The sequence below is a fragment of the Streptomyces sp. NPDC034670 genome (assembly GCF_055574875.1).
The window spans coordinates 41,973-59,383 of sequence record NZ_JBVITR010000011.1; the positions used below are offsets into that span (position 1 = coordinate 41,973).

Sequence of the window (17,411 nt, forward strand, 5' to 3'; positions counted from 1 at the left end):
CCTGGTGGCGCCGGTTGAGGCGGAAGCGGGTGAGGGCCGGGTCCCTTGGTGCCTTTCTTCCTGCCCGGCCCGCCCTCGCGGGCCCCGAGCCGGACGAAAGACCCTAGGGCCCGCCGTGCGCGTCGCGGTGGGCCTTCGCCAGCTCCGCGTACATCGTGCCGTTGAGCGTCAGCCCCGCGCGCTCCTCCTCGGTCAGCTCCCGCCGCACCTTCGCCGGCACCCCCGCGACGAGCGACCCCGGCGGCACCTCCATGCCCTGCGGCACCAGCGCCTGCGCGGCCACCAGGGAACCCGCGCCGATCACCGCGCCGTTGAGCACCGTGGCCCCCATGCCGATCAGGCAGTCGTCCCCGACGGTCGCGCCGTGCACCACGGCGTTGTGCCCGACGGAGACGCGCTCGCCCACGGTCACGGGGAAACCGGGGTCGGCGTGGAGCGTGCAGTTGTCCTGGACGTTGCTGTCCGCGCCGACAAAGATCCGCTCGACGTCCCCGCGCAGGACGGCTCCGTACCAGACGCTCGCCCCCGCGCGCAGCGTCACGTCCCCGATCACCGCGGCCGTGGGCGCCACGAAGGCCTCCCGGTCCACACGCGGCTCCCTGCCTCCGATGCCGGTGATCAGCGCCCGGTGCGTCATCGTCGCCTCCTCGTGGGGTGAATGGGGGCACCGTACGCCACCGCCGTGGGGTGAAGATCACAGGGGCATCCGCCCACCGGGGCCGCGCCCGCCGACTACGGTGAGCGGGTGCCGAAGAGCAAGAACACGTTCTCGTCCTGGCCGCGACGCCTCGCGCAGCGCGCGGTCCACGCGGGCTGGGCCTGGGTGCAGCGCACGGGCTCGGTGACCGCCGAGCGCCCCGGCCGCTTCCGCTTCGGCTCCCTGGGCACGGGGACCAGGCTCGCCTTCCCGCTCGGCACGATCTTCGGCGAACCCTGGATCCACGTCGGCGCCCACTGCATCGTGGGCGAACAGGTCACCCTCACCGCCGGCCTGATGCCCGGCCTCGACCTCGGGCCCGAGCCGATCCTGCGCATAGGCGACGGGGTCGTCCTGGGCCGCGGCAGCCACGTCATCGCCGACACGGCCGTCACCATCGGCAGCGACTGCTACTTCGGGCCGTACGTCTACGTCACCTCCACCAACCACTCCTACGACGACCCGCACGAGCCCATCGGCAAGCAGTGGCCGCGGATGGAGCCGGTGCGGATCGGCCCCGGGTGCTGGATCGGCACCGGCGCGGTGATCCTGCCGGGGGCGCGGATCGGACGGAACGTGGTGGTGGCCGCGGGCGCGGTGGTCCGGGGCGAGGTGCCCGACCACACCGTGGTCGCGGGCGCCCCGGCCCGTGTCGTGCGCCGCTGGACCCCCGCCGACGGCTGGCAGCCGCCGCTGCGCACCCCGGCGCCCGTACCGATCCCGGAGGGCGTCACCCCGGAGCAGTTGCGGGCGCTGTCGGAACTGGACGAGGAGGGCGTCGCGCGGCTCGCGGAACTGGACGGGGACGCCGCGGCCCGGCTCGCCGAAGCGGAGCCCGGGGGCTGAGGGGACGCCCCCTCGTCCCGTCCAGCCGCCGCCGGCCGTACCGGGCCCCGCGAGGGCCGGGCCCCGCCCCGGCCGGCACGACCACGCCGGGCACGCCCACCGCGACGGACTGCGGGACCGCGACCGCGCCGAGCCCCGCAGTACAGTGCGGTGAACGATCGGGTGCACCACGCCGTAGTCGAACGAACTGAACCTCGTCGTCCATCGCATGGAAGGGAAAGGGCGGGACGTGTCGGACCTCGACCTGCTGACCCGGTCCCTGGCGCGCAACGTCAGGCGCTGGCGCACCGAGCGCGGCTTCACCCTGGACGCGCTGGCGGCACGGGCCGGGGTCAGCCGCGGCATGCTCATCCAGGTCGAGCAGGCCCGCACCAACCCGAGCATCGGCACGGTCGTCAAGATCGGCGACGCGCTCGGCGTCAGCATCACCACCCTGCTCGACTACGAGCGGGGCCCTCAGGTCCGCATCGTCCCCGCCGACCGGGCCGTGCGGCTCTGGCACACCGCGGCGGGCAGCCACAACCGGCTGCTCGCGGGCGCCGAGGCCCCCGGCCCGCTGGAGATGTGGGACTGGCGTCTCATGCCGGGGGAGGGCAGCGACTCCGACCCGCACCCCGCCGGCACGGTCGAACTCGTCCACGTCACGTCCGGGGAGCTGACGCTCACCGTCGACGGAGCGGAACACCGCGTGCCGGCCGGCGCGAGCGCCTCCTTCACGGCCGACGTCCCGCACACCTACGGCAACCGGGGCGACGTGCCGATGGAGATGATCATGGCCGTCTCGGTGCCGCCCGTGCGCTGAGACGGCCCCGAGACGACCGCCGGACCGCTGTTACGGTGCGGTCATGCGCGCACCCATCGGAGACTTCGACCACGCCACGCCCGCCCCCGACTGCCTCGACGAGCTCATCCCCGCGGTGGCCGCCGCCGTCCGCGGCTGGAGCGGAAGCGTCCCCGCCGACCGCATCCTCTACGTCGACACCGACCCGCGCTGGGCCGACACCGCCGTCTTCGTGGAGCACTACGGCCGGGACCTGCTGGAGCGGTCGGCGAACTGCGTGGTGGTCGCGGGCCGGCGCGGCGGGGAGAGCAGGCTCGCCGCGTGCGTCGTGCCGTCCACCGCCCGGGCCGACGTCAACGGGGTCGTGCGCCGCCACCTCGGTGCCCGCAAGGCGTCCTTCGCCCCGATGGACACGGCGACGGGGGAGACCGGCATGGAGTACGGCGGCATCACCCCGATCGGGCTGCCCGCGGACTGGCCGGTGCTGGTGGACGCGACCGTCGTCGACCTGCCGTACGTGCTCGTCGGCAGCGGCCGGCGCCGGGGCAAGCTGCTGGTGCCGGGCAAGGCGTTCGCGGAGCTCCCGGGAGCGGTCGTCCTGGAAGGGCTGGGGACCGCCTGAGGAGCGCTCGGCCGCGCACGGCCGCGCTCGCGCACCGGCCCCGCCACCGGCAACGGACGGGGAGGGGAGCGGTGGTGACCCCTCGTCGGCTCCCGGCGTCGTCGGCTCCCGGCGGGGAGGCCGGTGCCGCCCCCGCCGGAGCGGGATCCCACGGTGGGCCCGGCACCCGCGACCGCCACCGGGGGCCGTGGCGCGGAAGGGGAGCCGGACGGGAGGGCGGCCCGGTCCGCCGCGGCGGCACGGCGCCGCGAGGACGCGGCGCCGCGAGGACGCGGCGCCGTACGGGACTTCCCCGGCGTCAGCGCAGCCGCGGTATCTCGATCGCCGGGCAGCGGTCCATGACCATCTCCAGGCCCGCCGCGCGGGTGCGCTCGTAGGCCGCCTCGTCGACGACGCCGAGCTGGAACCACACCGCCGCGGCGCCCTCGGCCACCGCCTCGTCCGCGACGGCCCCGGCCAGGTCGCTGTTGACGAACACGTCCACGACGTCCACGGCGAAGGGGACGTCCGCGAGCGAGGCGTAGCCCCGCTCGCCGTGCACCGTCTCGGCCTTCGGGTGCACCGGCACCACGCGCTTGCCGAAGCGCTGCAGCACCTGGGCGACGCCGTACGCCGCGCGCTGCCGGTTCGACGACAGGCCCACCACGGCCCAGGTGTCGCCGAGTTCGGTGAGGATCCTGCGGACCGTTGCCTCGTCGCCGTACACCGTCGCCTCCCGGAACGTCGTGAACATGCTTGTCGCCCGGGCAACGCCCCGGGGCGCGCGGTGATTCCCGCCCGGCGGCCGGGGCGCCGGCGGGCCCGGATCCGCCACGGCGACCCGGAAACGCGCGAGATGCCCGCGCACGACCGCTCGCGCGCCTACGCTCGCCTCGTGCTGCGCATCACCGACGACCGGACCGGCGAACTCGTGGCCGCCGCCCCCGCCCGGCGGGGCCTGACCCGGGTCCAGGCCCACGCGCACGGGTGCGACCCGACGGACCTGCGGGTGCTGCTCGTCGCCGATCTGCTCGCGCGCGCCCTGGAGCTCGGCGGCACCCCGGTGTGGGCGCTGCTCACCGGCGGGCGGCACCGGGCGGAGCTGCGCGCGGCGGGCGCGGCACTCGGCGTCCGGCCCTTCGAGGACGGCCGGGACGCGGGCACCGGCCCGGGCGAGGCGCAGGTCCTGCACGTGGTGGGCGGGGGCGGCGCGGCACCCGACGGAGTGCGCGTCGCCGTGGCCCCCGTCCGCTGGGAGGCGCCCGTCCCGCCCGGCGACACCGACCCCGCCGTGCTGCGCCTCGTCCTGCTCGCGCACCCCCGGAGCACCCCCCTGCGGGTCGGTGCGACCGCCCTGGACGACGCCGGCGGCACCCTCGCCCACTGGCGCCGCGCGGTCGCCGCCTGGGCGCGCCGGCCCTCGCGCCCCGTCCCCGAGCAGGTGCGCGCGGACCTGCGCACCGCGTGGGAGGACGATCTGGACGCGGCCGGCGTGCTCCGCGTCCTGCACGCGGTGGGGACCGCCCCGGACCTGGCGGACGGCGCCCGCTTCGAGACCTACGCCTACGCGGACCGGCTGCTCGGCCTCGACCTCGTCCGCGACCTGGGGTCCCCGGCGTGACCGGGCGCCCCGGGGCGGGAGCGGTGACCGGGGCGGCCGGCCCGTACGGCGGCGCATAGGCTGGCCGGATGCAGGACGAGTACCGCACCGTCGCGTGCGCGGGCGTGCACGAGATCGAGATCAACCGATCCCGCTTCCTGTGCGCCCTCGCCCCGGCGGCCACCGAGCAGGAGGCGCAGGACTTCGTCGCCGCCGTGCGCAAGGAGCACGCCGACGCCACCCACAACTGCTGGGCGTACGTCATCGGTGCCGACGCCTCGGTCCAGAAGGCCAGCGACGACGGCGAGCCCGGCGGCACCGCGGGCGTGCCCATGCTCCAGATGCTGCTCCGCCGCGACATGCGGTACGTGGTCGCCGTCGTCACCCGCTACTACGGCGGCGTCAAGCTCGGCGCCGGCGGTCTCATCCGCGCGTACGGCGGTGCCGTCGGCGAGGCCCTGGACACCCTCGGCACGATCACCCGGCGCCGCTTCCGGCTGGCCACGGTGACCGTCGACCACCAGCGGGCCGGCAAGGTCCACAACGACCTGCGCGCCACCGGCCGCGAGGTGCGGGACGTGCACTACGGGGAGAGGGTCACGATCGAGATCGGCCTCCCGGACGCCGACGTGGCCGCCTTCCGCGCCTGGCTCGCCGACACGACCGCGGGCACGGCCGGGTTCGAGCTCGGCGGGGAGGCGTACGGGGACGCGTGACGGCCGGCCGTCACCGGCCGTCGCCCCGCACACCGTCCGACCGGCGGTGATCAACGCCCGCACCGGTGCCCCGGCGCTCCTGCGGGAGGGCCCGGCCGCGGGCGCCGTGCGGTGCGTCAGCCCGTCGAGCGGGGCTGCGCCGGGTTCTCGGGTGCGCCGTGGGACGGCGGGTTCATCGCCGGGCCCGACGTGACCGGCGACACCGAGGACCCGGTGTCGGCCGGGGGCGCGTGCTCGGGGGCCGGCGCGAGGGGCGAGCCCCCCGACGGCTGTGCGCCCTCGCGCAACTCCTGGAGCCGTGCGCGGAGGGCCTGCACCACGGGAAGGCGGTCGGCGTGTGCCTCCTCGTAGGCGAGCACCTCGCGCAGACCTGCCTCGTCGAGCGTGCGGATACGGTGCTGGAGACTGCCCAGCGGGAGATGGTCGTAGTCCGGCAGCGGCAGTGCGTCGTGCCGTGCCACCTGCGCCTCCGTGTTCTCCTCGGACATGAGGACGTCCTTTCTGCGCCAGTGCGCCCGCGGGTCGCGGGCGCCCCTCGGACAAGGGGCCGGGTCTCTCGCCCGGAACCGCCCAAACCGCCTCGTCGCGCGACATCACCCCGGTTCGTACGTCCAGCGCAGCAGTGCGCCGAGGCCGCCCGTCGGGAGGTCGTGGTCGTCCTCCTCGTCAGGAGGGACGATCAGTACGTCCGCGGCGGTGACGGCGGCCGACCTCAGGAGCGCGTCGTCCGCGCGCACCGGGACGGGGTCGCGCTCCCCCAGCGTCTGCGCGTCGGTGCGGCGCACCGCCAGCTGGCCGGGATCGGCGCCCACCCACGTCTCACGCGCCAGTTCCGGCCCGTCGAGCCGGATCAGCAGGGTGTCGATGCGGTGCTCCCGGGCGGCTTCGACGAGGGCCGGAACGCCTTCCACGGCGTCCGTGGGCCGGTCGGTGCCCACCCGTCCGGCGCGGAAGCGTTCGAGCACCTCCTCGACGCGACGGCGCACGTGCTGCCGGCGGGCCTGCTCGATGGCCTCCTCCAGCGCGGCGGAGGAGGAGCCGGCGGCACGGCCGCCGCGCTCGGTCTCGACCGCCACCTTGCGGACCTCCTCGGGAAGCCGTTCGTGGACGGCCGGCCGCTCGCGCGGGTCGCCCACCAGCACGACCAGCTCGGCGCCGCTCTCCTCGTACGCCGCGACCAGCGCCTCGGCGATCTCGCCGGCGTTGTGCTCCCAGGTGTTCTCGACCTTGAGCTCGAAGTGCCGCTCGTTCCACTGGGCCGATGCCGTGCGGTGAACGGGGTGCTGCCGCCCCTCGACCTGCCCCGCGTCCTGCGGGCCGGCCGGGCCGCGGAGCTCGAAGTCGGCGCCGGTCCGGTCGATGTACGCCACGAGACAGACGGGGTCCTGACCGGCCAGCTCCAGCAGCGGCGTCAGCCGCGGCAGCCGGTCCCAGCGGACGATCTGCCGCTGCGGCGGCCGGGAAAGACGGTGGCTGAGCACCACCTCGCCCTCCGTGGCGAAGAAGACCCGCCCCGCCGGATCCTCGGCGGGGGTGACGCGCGTCAGCGCCTCGCGCATCGCCTGGACGGTGGCGGCGTCGGCGCCCTCCTCCTCCAGCGTCCGGCAGGCGTCCGCCACGGACAGCTCGCGCCGCTTGGCCCCGGACTCGTCGTTCTGCGCCGGGTCGAAGTACACGGTCGCCCACGGGCCGGGACGGTCGAAGAGCGGTTGCAGGAATGACAGCTGCATGCGTCCTCCTTCGGCATTCCGTATCCGGGGCCGCCTTCTTCCCCGGCGTTCCCTCCCCGGTGCGCCGAGTGCCCGGTGGGCGTCCTGGGACACGTGACACGGCTCGCCGATCCGCGCGGTCCGAAGGCGGCCCGCCCCGGGCTCCCACCGACCGTCCCGGGACGGGTCCGGCCCGGGCCCGGCAGTCCGGCCGGTGGGCGGCGGGGCGCTTGGGGCGCCGGACGACCTCGTGCCCGGCGCCCCGGGGGAACGTGCCGCTCCGCCGCTGCCCGCCCGCCGCGGCGGGCGGCGCCGTGCCGGACCCCGGGACGTCCTGCCGTCACGGGGTGATCCGAGGCGAGTGGTGGACCAGGGGACCGCATGCGTTAGCGTGGCGTGGGCCGACGGCGAGCCCGTGCTGGTTCTTGCTGGTCTCAGAGGTGCGGTAGGGGTGGACGTGCGGGTCGGGGCGGCTTCATGAGATTTCTGCACACGTCCGACTGGCACCTGGGCCGGACGTTCCACCGGGTCGGCATGCTCGGCGCCCAAGCCGCGTTCGTCGACCACCTGGTCGCCACCGTGCGCGAACGCGGGGTGGACGCGGTGGTCGTGTCGGGGGACGTGTACGACCGCGCGGTGCCGCCGCTCGCCGCGGTCGAGCTGTTCGACGACGCCCTGCACCGCCTCGCCGCCCTCGGCGTGCCGACGGTGATGATCTCCGGCAACCACGACTCGGCCCGCCGGCTCGGCGTCGGCGCCGGGCTCATCGGGCGCGCGGGCATCCACCTGCGCACCGAACCGTCCGCGTGCGGCACGCCCGTGGTGCTGTCCGACGCCCACGGCGAGGTCGCCTTCTACGGACTGCCGTACCTCGAACCCGCCCTGGTGAAGGACGAGTTCCGAGTGGAGAAGGCCGGCCACGAGGCGGTGCTCGCCGCCGCCATGGACCGGGTCCGCGCCGACCTCGCCGCCCGCGCGCCCGGCACCCGCTCCGTCGTCCTCGCGCACGCCTTCGTCACCGGCGGCCGTCCCAGCGACAGCGAACGGGACATCACCGTCGGGGGAGTGGCCGCCGTCCCCGCCGGGGTGTTCGACGGCGTCGACTACGTGGCGCTCGGGCACCTGCACGGCTGCCAGACCCTCACCGAGCGGGTGCGCTACTCCGGCTCACCGCTGCCGTACTCCTTCTCGGAGGCGGACCACCGCAAGAGCATGTGGCTGGTGGACCTGGCCGCCGACGGGACCGTCACCGCGGAGCGCGTCGACTGCCCGGTGCCGCGCGCCCTGGCCCGGATCCGCGGCACCCTGGAGGAACTGCTCGCCGACCCCGCCCTGGCGCGGCACGAGGAGGCGTGGGTCGAGGCGACGCTCACCGACCCGGTCCGCCCGGCCGACCCCATGGCCCGGCTGACCGAGCGCTTCCCGCACACCCTCAGCCTCGTCTTCGCCCCCGACCGGCCGGCGGACGACCCCGAGGTGTCCTACGCCCGCCGTCTGGCCGGCCGCAGCGACCGGCAGATCGCCGAGGACTTCGTGGCCCACGTGCGCGGGGCGGGCCCCGACGAGCACGAACGCGCCGTCCTGCGGGAGGCCTTCGACGCGGTCCGCGCGGACGAGACGGTGCGGGAGGTGGCCCGGTGAGGCTGCACCGGCTGGACATCACCGCCTTCGGGCCCTTCGGAGGCCTCCAGAGCGTCGACTTCGACGAACTGTCCGCCGCCGGGCTCTTCCTGCTGCACGGCCCCACCGGCGCCGGGAAGACCTCGGTGCTGGACGCCGTCTGCTACGCCCTGTACGGCTCCGTCCCCGGGGCCCGGCAGAGCGGTCAGGGCACGGCCCTGCGCAGCGACCACGCCGCACCGGGGACCCGCACCTCGGTCACCCTCGAACTCACCGTCGCCGGACGCCGGCTGGAGATCACCCGGCAACCGCCCTGGGAGCGGCCGAAGAAGCGCGGCACGGGCACCACGCTCGACAAGGCGCAGACCTGGCTGCGCGAGTACGACGCGGCAGCCGGGAGCTGGAAGGACCTCAGCCGCTCGCACCAGGAGATCGGCGAGGAGGTCACCCAGCTCCTCGGCATGAGCCGGGAGCAGTTCTGCCAGGTCGTCCTGCTGCCCCAGGGCGACTTCGCACGCTTCCTGCGCGCCGACGCCGAGGCGCGCGGCAGGCTGCTCGGCCGCCTCTTCGACACCCGCCGCTTCGCCGACGTCGAGAAGCGCCTCGCCGAACGACGGCGCGCCACCGAGTCGCAGGTGCGCGACGGCGACACCGCCCTGCTGGCCGACGCGCACCGCATGCAGCAGGCCGCGGGCGACGCCATGGAACTGCCCGGACTGGCCCCGGGCGAGCCGGGACTGGCCGAGGCCGTGCTGAGCGCGGCCGCCGTGGCCCGCAGCACCGCGCGCGAACAGCTCACCGTCGCCCGCTGCCGCCTCGCCGCCGCCGAGGCCGCCCAGGCCGCCGCCGACCGGGCCCTGGACGACGCGCGCGAACGGGACCGGCTGCAGAGGCGGTTCGCCGAGGCGCGGGAGCGGGCGGCACGGCTGAGGGAAGGGGCCGAGGAGCACCGGGAGGCGCAGGCGCGCCGGGAGCGGGCCCGCAAGGCCGAGACGGTCGCCCCCGCCCTGGAACTGCGGGACGCCGCCGACGCGGAGCACCGCCGGGCGGCCGAGGCCGAGGCACGGGCGCGCGCCCTGCTCCCGGTGCCCTTCGCCGGCGAGGGGGCGGCCGGGCTGGCGGCCGCCGCGCGCCGGGCCACCGAGGAACTGGGCGGGCTGGAGTCGGCCCGCCGGGCCGAGCGGAGGCTGGCGGACCTCCTCGAGGAACGAGCCGGACTGGAACGCCAGGAGCACGCCGACGAGGAGGTGCTGCACGACGCGGAGACCTGGCTCGCGGACTGGGAGAGGACCCGGGCCGGCCTCCAGGCCCGCATCGACGCCGCACAGCAGGCCACGACCCGGGCCGAACAGCTCGCCGTGCAGCGCGACCCCGCGCGGCAGCGGCTCCTCGCGGCCCGGCAGCGGGACCGGCTCGCCGCCGACACCGAGGACGCCCGGCGCAGGGCGCTCGCCTCGGCCGAACAGGCGGTGCGGGCCCGCACCCACTGGCTCGACCTCAAGGAGCAGCGGCTGAACGGCATCGCCGCCGAGCTGGCCGCGGGCCTCACCGACGGCGCGCCCTGCGCGGTCTGCGGCGCCACCGAACACCCCGCCCCCGCCCGCAAGGTCGACGGACACGTCGGCCGCGAGGCGGAGGAGCGCGCCCTGGCCGACTGCCGGCGGGCGGAGGAACAGCACGCCGAGGACGAGCGGCGCCTCGGCGCCCTGCGCGAGGCACTGGCCGCCGCCGGCGCGGAGGCCGGTGACACGCCCACCGAACGGCTCGCCCGCGCGGTCGAGGAGTTGGAGAGCCGGTACGCCGAGGCCAGGGCCGCCGCCTCGGTCCTGCACCCGGTCCAGGAGGAGCTGCGGCGGGCGGAGCACGAGCACGGGCTGCGGGTCGCCGCCCAGCGGGAGGCGGCGGTCCGGGCCGCCGCCCGGGTGGGCCGGCGCGACCGGCTGGACCGGGAGAAGGCCGCCCTGGAGGAGGAACTGGACCGGGCGCGGGGGACCGCGGCCAGTGTGGCCGCGCGCGCCGCGCAGCTGGAGCGGGACGTCGCGCGGCTCACGGACGCGGCCAGCGCCGCCCGCGCCGCCGAGGAGGCCGCCCGGCGGCTCAAGGAGGCCGACGCCCGGCTCGCCGACGCCGCCTACCGCGCGGGCTTCGACACCCCGCAGGCCGCGGCCGACGCCCTCCTGGACGAGGACGCCCACCGCGCGCTGCAGCGGCGCCTGGACGCCCGGCAGCACGAGGAGGCCGCCGTGCGCGCGGTGCTCGCCGAGCCGGAGACCGCGGCCGCCGCCCGGCAGCCGCCCGCGGACCCCGCCCGTGCGCGGCGGGCCGCCGAGGAGGCGGCCCGCCGGGTGCGCGAGGCGGCCTCCGCGCGCGACGCCGCCGCCCGCCGCTGCGCCGAGCTCGACCGGCTCTCCGCCCGGATCGCCGCCTCGGTGCGCCGGCTGGGGCCGCTGCGCGAGGAGCACGACCGCGTGGCCCGCATGGCCGGTCTCACCGCGGGCACCTCGGCCGACAACGAGCACAGGATGCGCCTGGAGTCGTACGTCCTGGCGGCACGCCTGGAGCAGGTCGCCGCCGCCGCGACCGCACGGCTGCACCGCATGTCGTCCGGCCGCTACACCCTCGTCCACTCCGACGACCGCACCGGGCGCGGCCGCAGCGGACTCGGCCTGCACGTCGTGGACGCCTGGACCGGCCGGGAGCGCGACACGGCGACCCTCTCGGGCGGTGAGACGTTCTTCGCCTCGCTCGCCCTCGCGCTCGGTCTCGCCGACGTCGTCACCGACGAGGCGGGCGGGGTCCGGCTGGACACCCTCTTCATCGACGAGGGCTTCGGCAGCCTCGACGACCAGACCCTCGACGAGGTCCTGGACGTCCTGGACTCCCTGCGCGAACGCGACCGCAGCGTGGGCATCGTCAGCCACGTCGCCGATCTGCGGCGGCGGATCCACGCACAGCTGGAGGTCGTCAAGGGCCGCTCGGGGTCGGTGCTGCGGCAGCGCGGGGCCCGCTGACGGGCGCGCGGGCCCCGCGGAAAAACGCGTGCGCCCGGTCCGCGCGCCCGCCACCATGGGGGATCATGCCGAAACTCCCGCACCCCGCTCCCGAAGCGCTCCGCCGTGACCCCCTGCCCCTGCGCGGCCGGACCGCGCTGGTCACCGGGGCCAGCAGGCGCGGCGGCATCGGACACGCCGTGGCCCGGCGCCTCGCCGCGCACGGCGCGAGCGTCTACCTGCACCACCACGTGCCGCACGACGCCGCCATGCCCTGGGGCGCCGACCGGATCGAGGAGGTGACCGCCTCCGTGCGCGAGGCCCTGGGCGACCCCGACGCGCGGGTGGCCGCCGGACCGGGCGACCTCGCCGACCCGGACGCCCCCGCCGAACTGCACGCCCGGGCCGCCGCGGCGCTCGGCGGGCGGCTCGACGTCCTCGTCGCCAACCACGCCCTCAGCGGCTCCGACGGCAGCCTCGACGAGGTCGACGCGGGCATGCTGGACGCCCACTGGGCCGTCGACACCCGCTCGGTGCTGCTGCTCGTCCAGGCCCACGCCCGCCACCGCGCCGCCCTGGCGCCGGGCACCCCGGGCGGGCGCGTGGTGATGATGACCTCCGGGCAGGACATCGCCGGCGGCATGCCCCACGAGATCGCCTACGCCCTCCAGAAGGGCGCCCTCGCCTCGGTCACCCGCTCCCTGGCGACCGCGCTCGCCGAGCACGCGGTCACCGTGAACACCGTCAACCCGGGCCCGGTCGACACGGACTACCTGACCGGGGAGGCCTACGACGCCGTCGCCGCGCGCTTCCCCGCCGGGCGCTGGGGGATGCCCGACGACCCCGCCCGCCTCATCGCGTGGCTGGCCACGGACGAGGCGGCCTGGATCACCGGTCAGGTCATCGACTCGGAAGGGGGCTTCCGGCGCTGAGGCCGCCGGCCCGGGCCCCCGGCCGGATCACAGCGCCGACAGCTCCTCCACCAGGTCGTCCAGGCCCAGCGAGCCCAGGGACAGGGCCGCCATGTGCCAGGCCTTGAGGTCGAAGGCGTCGCCGTGCCGCTCGCGGGCGTTCTCCCGGCCCAGCAGCCAGGCCCGCTCGCCGAGCTTGTAGCCGATCGCCTGGCCCGGGATCGACAGGTAGCGGGTCATCTCGCTCTCCACGAAGTCCGCCGGGCGGCTGCTGTGCGCCCCGAAGAACTCCTGCGCCAGCTCCGGCGTCCAGCGCTCGCCCGGGTGGAAGGGCGAGTCCGCGGGGATCTCCAGCTCCAGGTGCATGCCGATGTCGACGATGACCCGCAGCGCCCGCATCATCTGCGCGTCCAGGTAGCCCAGCCGCTCCTCGGCGTCGGCGAGGAACCCGAGCTCGTCCATCAGCCGCTCCGCGTACAGGGCCCAGCCCTCGGCGTTGGCGCTGACCATGCCCACGGAGGCCTGGTAGCGGGAGAGGTCCGCGGCCACGTGCACCCACTGCGCCAGCTGGAGGTGGTGGCCCGGGACGCCCTCGTGGTACCAGGTGGAGACCAGGTCGTAGACCGGGAAGCGGGTCAGGCCCATGGTGGGCAGCCAGGTGCAGCCCGGGCGGGAGAAGTCCTCCGACGGGGGCGTGTAGTACGGCGCCGCCGCGCTCCCCGGCGGGGCGATCCGCGACTCCACCCTCCGCACCCGCTCGGCGAGGTCGAAGTGGGTGCCGTCCAGGGCCTCGATCGCCCGGTCCATCACCCCCTGGAGCCAGTCGCGGACCTCGTCGACGCCCTCGATGTGCCGGCCGTGCTCGTCGAGGTGCGCCAGCGCCGCCCACGGCGTCCCGGCGCCCGGCAGGATCTTCCCGGCCTCCTCCCGCATCTCGCCGAGCAGCCGGTGGTACTCCGACCAGCCGTACGCGTACGCCTCGTCCAGGTCGAGGTCGATGCCGTTGAAGTAGCGGGCCCAGCGGGCGTAGCGCTCCCGGCCCACGGTGTCCGGCGCGCCCTCGACCGCCGGCGCGTACACGTCGCGCATCCAGTCCCGCAGCTCCGCCACGGCGGCGGTGGCCGCGCGGGCCGCCCCGTCCAGCTCCGCGCGCAGTGCCCCGGGGCCGGACGCGGCGAAGTCCTCGAACCAGCCGCGGCCCCCGCCGGTGTCCGCCCACTCGGTGAGCTGCCCGATGAAGGTGGCCGTCGGACGCGGGGCCGCGTGCAGCTTGCGCTCCAGGCCCAGCGCGAGGGACTCCCGGTAGCCGGCCAGCGCGGCCGGCACCGCGCGCAGCCGCTCGGCGACCCGCGCCCAGTCCTCCTCCGTCCGCGTCGGCGTCACCGTGAACACCTCGCGCACCGCGTGCGCCGGCGTGCTCATGTTGCCGACCGCGCGCAGGCCCTCCTCGGCCTCGTGCACGGCCAGTTCGGCGGTGAGCCGCTCGCGCAGCAGACGGGCGCAGCGGCGTTCGACGGCGCTGTCCGCGCCGGGGAGGCGCTCGGCCTCGTCGAGCCGCGCGAGCACGGCCCGCTGGAGCCCGGCGAGCGCCTCCTGGCCGGCGGGGGAGAAGTCGGGCAGGCGGGAGGAGCTCTCCTCCACGCCGAGGTAGGTTCCGCTGACCGGGTCGAGGGCGATCAGCTCGTCGACGTAGGAGTCGGCGACCTGACGGGGCAGCGCGCTGTGGGTCTCAGACATGCGGACCATCCTGGTACGCGCCCCGCAGCACGTCACCCGCTTTGCGCCGAGGGCGAAGGCGGCAGCAGCGGTCCGCAGTCCCACTGCTGGAAGATCAGCCGGGTCTCCACCCGCGCCACTTCCCGCCGCGCCGTGAACTCGTCGAGCACCAGCCGCTGCAGATCCGCCATGTCCGCGACCGCCACGTGCACGAGGTAGTCGTCCGGGCCGGTCAGGTGGAACACGGTCAGCGACTCGGGCAACGCCCTGATCCGCTCCACGAAGGGCCCCACCAGCTCCCGCCGGTGCGGCCTGACCTGCACCGACAGCAGTGCCTGCAGACCCCGCCCCAACTTGGCCGGATCCAGCTTCAGCCGGTGCCCGAGGATCACGCCGGACCGGCGCAGCCGGGCCACCCGGTCCAGGCAGGTGGACGGTGCGACCCCGACCTGCGCGGCGAGGTCCCGGTACGTCGCCCGGGCGTCGTTCTGCAACAGCCGCAGCAGATGGAGGTCCACCGGATCCAGTACGACGGATTCGGCCACGGACCGAACGTAGCACGGGAATCCGCTCCGGTGCCCCGGCCGGTGTTCACCCTTCCGTCCATGGACCTGGACACGCGCGCCACCGACAGAGCACTCGACACCGAGGCCGTGCACGCCGGCCGGGACGACCTCGCCGGGCAGGGGCTGCACGCCCCGCCGATCGACCTGTCCACCACCTACCCCTCGTACGACAGCCGCGGCGAGGCCGACCGGATCGACGCCTTCGCCGCCACCGGGGCCGAGCCGGAGGGCCCGCCGGTCTACGGGCGGCTCGGCAACCCGACCGTCGCCCGCTTCGAGACCGCCCTGGCCCGCCTCGAGGGCACCGAGGCGGCGGTCGCCTTCGCCAGCGGCATGGCCGCGCTCAGCGCCGTCCTGCTGGCCCGCGGCTCCCTGGGCCTGCGCCACGTCGTGGCGGTGCGGCCCCTGTACGGGTGCAGCGACCACCTGCTGACCGCCGGGCTGCTCGGCTCCGAGGTGACCTGGACCGACCCGGCCGGGGTCGCCGACGCGCTGCGCCCGGACACCGGTCTGGTGCTGGTCGAGTCCCCGGCCAACCCCACGCTCGCCGAGATCGACCTGCGGGCCGTCGCCCACGCCTGCGGATCCGTGCCGCTGCTCGTCGACAACACCTTCGCCACCCCGGTGCTCCAGCGTCCGGCCGAGCACGGGGCGCGGCTGGTGCTGCACAGCGCGACCAAGTACCTCGGCGGGCACGGGGACGTGCTGGCGGGCGTCGTGGCCTGCGACGAGGAGTTCGCCGGACGGCTGCGCCAGGTGCGCTTCGCCACGGGCGGCGTCCTGCACCCGCTGGCCGGCTACCTGCTGCTGCGGGGCCTGTCGACCCTGCCGGTGCGGGTCCGGGCGGCCTCCGCGAGCGCCGCCGAACTCGCCCGCCGGCTCGCCGCCGACCCGCGCGTGGCCCGGGTGCACTACCCCCGGGTCGGCGGGGCGATGGTCTCCTTCGAGGTGCACGGCGACCCGCACGAGGTGATCGGCGGCGTACGGCTGATCACCCCGGCGGTGAGCCTCGGCAGCGTGGACTCCCTCATCCAGCACCCGGCGTCCATCAGCCACCGCATCGTCGACGCCGGTGACCGCAGGGACGCCGGGGTGAGCGACCGGCTGCTGCGGCTCTCGGTCGGCCTGGAGGACGTCGAGGACCTGTGGGCCGACCTGGACGGGGCCCTGGGGGAGCGGGCCGGCGCGACGGCCCGCCCGGAGGAACGGGCGCGGGGGCTGAGGTAGGGCGTGCTCCCCGGTCCGCCCGGCGGAACCCGCCGGGCGGACCGGGGGCGCCGTACCGGGGACTACGGCCGGCCGGTCCCCGTCCGCGGGCCGCGGAGCTCGAGGAGGCGGCCCGCGGACGGCTCGGCGTCCAGGCGGGCCGTGATGACCAGGGTGCCCTCCTCGACCTGGTAGTCGAGCGGGAGGCCGAGGCCGCGCATCGCGGCGACCATGCCGGTGTTGGACGCCTGCGTCACGGCGTACACGGTGGCGCAGCCGGCCTCGGCGGCCAGGGCGACCAGCCGGGCGAGGAGTTCGCCGCCGACGCCCCGGTGCTGCCAGGCGTCCTCCACGATCAGCGCCACCTCGGTCTCGTCGCCGTCCCACAGCAGGTGGCCGAGGCCGACGAGGCGGCCGGAGGCCGTCTGCGCGGCGAGCGTCCGCCCGAAGCGCGGACCGAGCAGGTGCTCCAGGTAGCGGTCCGCGTCGCCGACCGGCCCGTGGTACCGCAGGCGCAGGGTCCGCTCCGAGCACCGCTCGTGCATCGCCCGCGCCGCCGGGAGGTCGCCGGTGTCCGCCCGGCGCACGGAGATGTCGCCGCCCTCGGGGAGCGTGAGCACGTCCCGGCCGCGCGGGATCCTCGGGCCGAGCCGGGCGTCCAGGTCCACCAGTGCCCGGGCCCGGGCGAACTCGGTCGGGGTGAACGGCGGATGGGGCCGCTCCACGGTGATCAGCCCGCCCTCCGGGGCGCGCAGCCGCAGCACGGTGCCCTCCAGGCTCCCCTCCGCCGGCACGGCCGGCGTCCCCCCGCGCGCCCCGGCCGCTGCGGCGGGCAGCGAACGGATCGTGCACCGCCCCAGCAACTGACGCAGCACCAGCGGCAGTTCGGAAGCGTCCCGGGCGGTGCGGGCGGCCAGCCCCAGCACCCGGGTCGGGACGTCCACCAGGTCGTGGGCGTCGGCCCGCTCGATCCAGGTGTCCGCGCCCCCGGCGTCCGCCACCGCCCCCGTGAGGTCGGCCCCGGTCAGGCCGGCCGGGACCCGCAGCAGGAACTCGTCCACCGTGGCCTCGCCCAGCGGGTGCGTCTGCAGGCTCAGGATGTCGACGTGCCGCCCGGCCAGCGCCGTGCACAGCGCGGCCAGCGACCCCGGTTCGTCCCTCACCGTCGTCCGCATCCGCCACAGGGCGCTCTCCCCGGCCCCCGCGGAGGGCGGCCGGGCGGTGCCGGTATCGGGGGCCGGCGGTGCGTGGCCGTGGCGGCGTGTCCACCGGGTGCGGAACGCCGCGCACAGCTCGGCGAGGCCGGCCGGGGCCCACCGGCGGTGCGGGGCGCGTCCGTGGCGGGTGCGGGTCACTTCGGACATGTCTCGGCTCATACCGCCACTGTGAAGGAATCGTGTTTCGTGATCACGAACGCACTGTGACTGGCGAGTAAAGACTCCCTATGTCTGT

The 17,411-nt window shown here is 76.4% G+C and carries 16 protein-coding genes; 9 read left to right on the forward strand and 7 right to left on the reverse strand.

The window, feature by feature from the left end; translation table 11 throughout:
- Window positions 1-103: 103 nt before the first annotated feature.
- Window positions 104-637 (reverse strand): gamma carbonic anhydrase family protein, encoded by a 534-nt coding sequence (locus tag ACZ56B_RS10920; RefSeq protein ID WP_468788479.1) that lies wholly within the window; start codon window positions 635-637, stop codon window positions 104-106.
- A 108-nt stretch (window positions 638-745) separates the two neighbouring features.
- On the opposite strand from ACZ56B_RS10920, the gene ACZ56B_RS10925 reads away from it, so the two are divergent.
- From ACZ56B_RS10925 to ACZ56B_RS10935, 3 genes are all read left to right on the forward strand, one after another.
- The gene (locus ACZ56B_RS10925) at window positions 746-1,543 is read left to right on the forward strand and encodes an acyltransferase (RefSeq protein ID WP_468788481.1); all 798 of its coding nucleotides are present in this window, start codon (window positions 746-748) and stop codon (window positions 1,541-1,543) included.
- A 229-nt stretch (window positions 1,544-1,772) separates the two neighbouring features.
- Window positions 1,773-2,345: a helix-turn-helix domain-containing protein gene (locus ACZ56B_RS10930; protein ID WP_468788483.1), complete on the forward strand. Its 573-nt coding sequence runs from the start codon at window positions 1,773-1,775 to the stop codon at window positions 2,343-2,345.
- Between the two features lie 43 nt (window positions 2,346-2,388).
- Window positions 2,389-2,946: a YbaK/EbsC family protein gene (locus tag ACZ56B_RS10935; protein ID WP_468788485.1), complete on the forward strand. Its 558-nt coding sequence runs from the start codon at window positions 2,389-2,391 to the stop codon at window positions 2,944-2,946.
- A 298-nt stretch (window positions 2,947-3,244) separates the two neighbouring features.
- On the opposite strand, the gene ACZ56B_RS10940 is transcribed toward ACZ56B_RS10935, so the two are convergent.
- Window positions 3,245-3,652 carry a CoA-binding protein gene (locus ACZ56B_RS10940; protein WP_468788676.1) on the reverse strand — a complete coding sequence of 136 codons (408 nt, stop codon included), beginning with the start codon at window positions 3,650-3,652 and terminating at the stop codon, window positions 3,245-3,247.
- 129 nt (window positions 3,653-3,781) lie between these two features.
- Between ACZ56B_RS10940 and ACZ56B_RS10945 the strand changes: the two genes are divergently transcribed.
- Together ACZ56B_RS10945 and ACZ56B_RS10950 are read left to right on the forward strand one after the other, a co-directional pair.
- The gene (locus ACZ56B_RS10945; protein WP_468788487.1) at window positions 3,782-4,546 is read left to right on the forward strand and encodes a hypothetical protein; all 765 of its coding nucleotides are present in this window, start codon (window positions 3,782-3,784) and stop codon (window positions 4,544-4,546) included.
- 68 nt (window positions 4,547-4,614) lie between these two features.
- Complete coding sequence (locus tag ACZ56B_RS10950; protein WP_468788489.1) at window positions 4,615-5,241, forward strand: YigZ family protein; 627 nt, start codon at window positions 4,615-4,617, stop codon at window positions 5,239-5,241.
- A gap of 116 nt (window positions 5,242-5,357) precedes the next feature.
- Here ACZ56B_RS10950 and ACZ56B_RS10955 read toward each other — a convergent pair whose 3' ends face one another.
- Window positions 5,358-5,729 (reverse strand): DUF8129 domain-containing protein, encoded by a 372-nt coding sequence (locus ACZ56B_RS10955; protein ID WP_468788491.1) that lies wholly within the window; start codon window positions 5,727-5,729, stop codon window positions 5,358-5,360.
- A 105-nt stretch (window positions 5,730-5,834) separates the two neighbouring features.
- Window positions 5,835-6,971 (reverse strand): baeRF2 domain-containing protein, encoded by a 1,137-nt coding sequence (locus ACZ56B_RS10960; RefSeq protein WP_468788493.1) that lies wholly within the window; start codon window positions 6,969-6,971, stop codon window positions 5,835-5,837.
- Window positions 6,972-7,427: 456 nt separating this feature from the next.
- Between ACZ56B_RS10960 and ACZ56B_RS10965 the strand changes: the two genes are divergently transcribed.
- From ACZ56B_RS10965 to ACZ56B_RS10975, 3 genes are all read left to right on the forward strand, one after another.
- Entirely contained in the window at window positions 7,428-8,591 is a 1,164-nt protein-coding gene (locus tag ACZ56B_RS10965) for an exonuclease SbcCD subunit D (protein WP_468788495.1), read from the forward strand.
- Entirely contained in the window at window positions 8,588-11,581 is a 2,994-nt protein-coding gene (locus tag ACZ56B_RS10970) for an AAA family ATPase (protein ID WP_468788497.1), read from the forward strand. Before ACZ56B_RS10965 ends, ACZ56B_RS10970 begins: the two co-directional genes overlap by 4 nt.
- A gap of 65 nt (window positions 11,582-11,646) precedes the next feature.
- Window positions 11,647-12,492, forward strand: coding sequence for an SDR family oxidoreductase (locus tag ACZ56B_RS10975; RefSeq protein WP_468788499.1), 846 nt, complete (start codon window positions 11,647-11,649; stop codon window positions 12,490-12,492).
- 27 nt (window positions 12,493-12,519) lie between these two features.
- Here ACZ56B_RS10975 and ACZ56B_RS10980 read toward each other — a convergent pair whose 3' ends face one another.
- Entirely contained in the window at window positions 12,520-14,208 is a 1,689-nt protein-coding gene (locus ACZ56B_RS10980; protein ID WP_468788501.1) for a DUF885 domain-containing protein, read from the reverse strand.
- 32 nt (window positions 14,209-14,240) lie between these two features.
- Window positions 14,241-14,732 carry an Lrp/AsnC family transcriptional regulator gene (locus tag ACZ56B_RS10985; RefSeq protein WP_468788503.1) on the reverse strand — a complete coding sequence of 164 codons (492 nt, stop codon included), beginning with the start codon at window positions 14,730-14,732 and terminating at the stop codon, window positions 14,241-14,243.
- Between the two features lie 60 nt (window positions 14,733-14,792).
- Between ACZ56B_RS10985 and ACZ56B_RS10990 the strand changes: the two genes are divergently transcribed.
- Window positions 14,793-15,980 (forward strand): trans-sulfuration enzyme family protein, encoded by a 1,188-nt coding sequence (locus tag ACZ56B_RS10990; protein WP_468788505.1) that lies wholly within the window; start codon window positions 14,793-14,795, stop codon window positions 15,978-15,980.
- Between the two features lie 62 nt (window positions 15,981-16,042).
- Here the strand turns inward: ACZ56B_RS10990 and ACZ56B_RS10995 are convergent, their stop codons facing one another.
- Entirely contained in the window at window positions 16,043-17,323 is a 1,281-nt protein-coding gene (locus ACZ56B_RS10995) for a GNAT family N-acetyltransferase (protein WP_468788507.1), read from the reverse strand.
- Window positions 17,324-17,411: the final 88 nt, after the last annotated feature.

Coding starts and splice junctions, on each gene's coding strand:
- ACZ56B_RS10935 (WP_468788485.1), top strand. CDS start 2,389: ATGCGCGCACCCATCGGAGACTTCGACCACGCCACGCCCGCCCCCGAC.
- ACZ56B_RS10965 (WP_468788495.1), top strand. CDS start 7,428: ATGAGATTTCTGCACACGTCCGACTGGCACCTGGGCCGGACGTTCCAC.
- ACZ56B_RS10945 (WP_468788487.1), top strand. CDS start 3,782: ATGCCCGCGCACGACCGCTCGCGCGCCTACGCTCGCCTCGTGCTGCGC.
- ACZ56B_RS10920 (WP_468788479.1), bottom strand. CDS start 637: ATGACGCACCGGGCGCTGATCACCGGCATCGGAGGCAGGGAGCCGCGT.
- ACZ56B_RS10960 (WP_468788493.1), bottom strand. CDS start 6,971: ATGCAGCTGTCATTCCTGCAACCGCTCTTCGACCGTCCCGGCCCGTGG.
- ACZ56B_RS10955 (WP_468788491.1), bottom strand. CDS start 5,729: ATGTCCGAGGAGAACACGGAGGCGCAGGTGGCACGGCACGACGCACTG.
- ACZ56B_RS10980 (WP_468788501.1), bottom strand. CDS start 14,208: ATGTCTGAGACCCACAGCGCGCTGCCCCGTCAGGTCGCCGACTCCTAC.
- ACZ56B_RS10995 (WP_468788507.1), bottom strand. CDS start 17,323: ATGTCCGAAGTGACCCGCACCCGCCACGGACGCGCCCCGCACCGCCGG.
- ACZ56B_RS10975 (WP_468788499.1), top strand. CDS start 11,647: ATGCCGAAACTCCCGCACCCCGCTCCCGAAGCGCTCCGCCGTGACCCC.
- ACZ56B_RS10990 (WP_468788505.1), top strand. CDS start 14,793: ATGGACCTGGACACGCGCGCCACCGACAGAGCACTCGACACCGAGGCC.
- ACZ56B_RS10950 (WP_468788489.1), top strand. CDS start 4,615: ATGCAGGACGAGTACCGCACCGTCGCGTGCGCGGGCGTGCACGAGATC.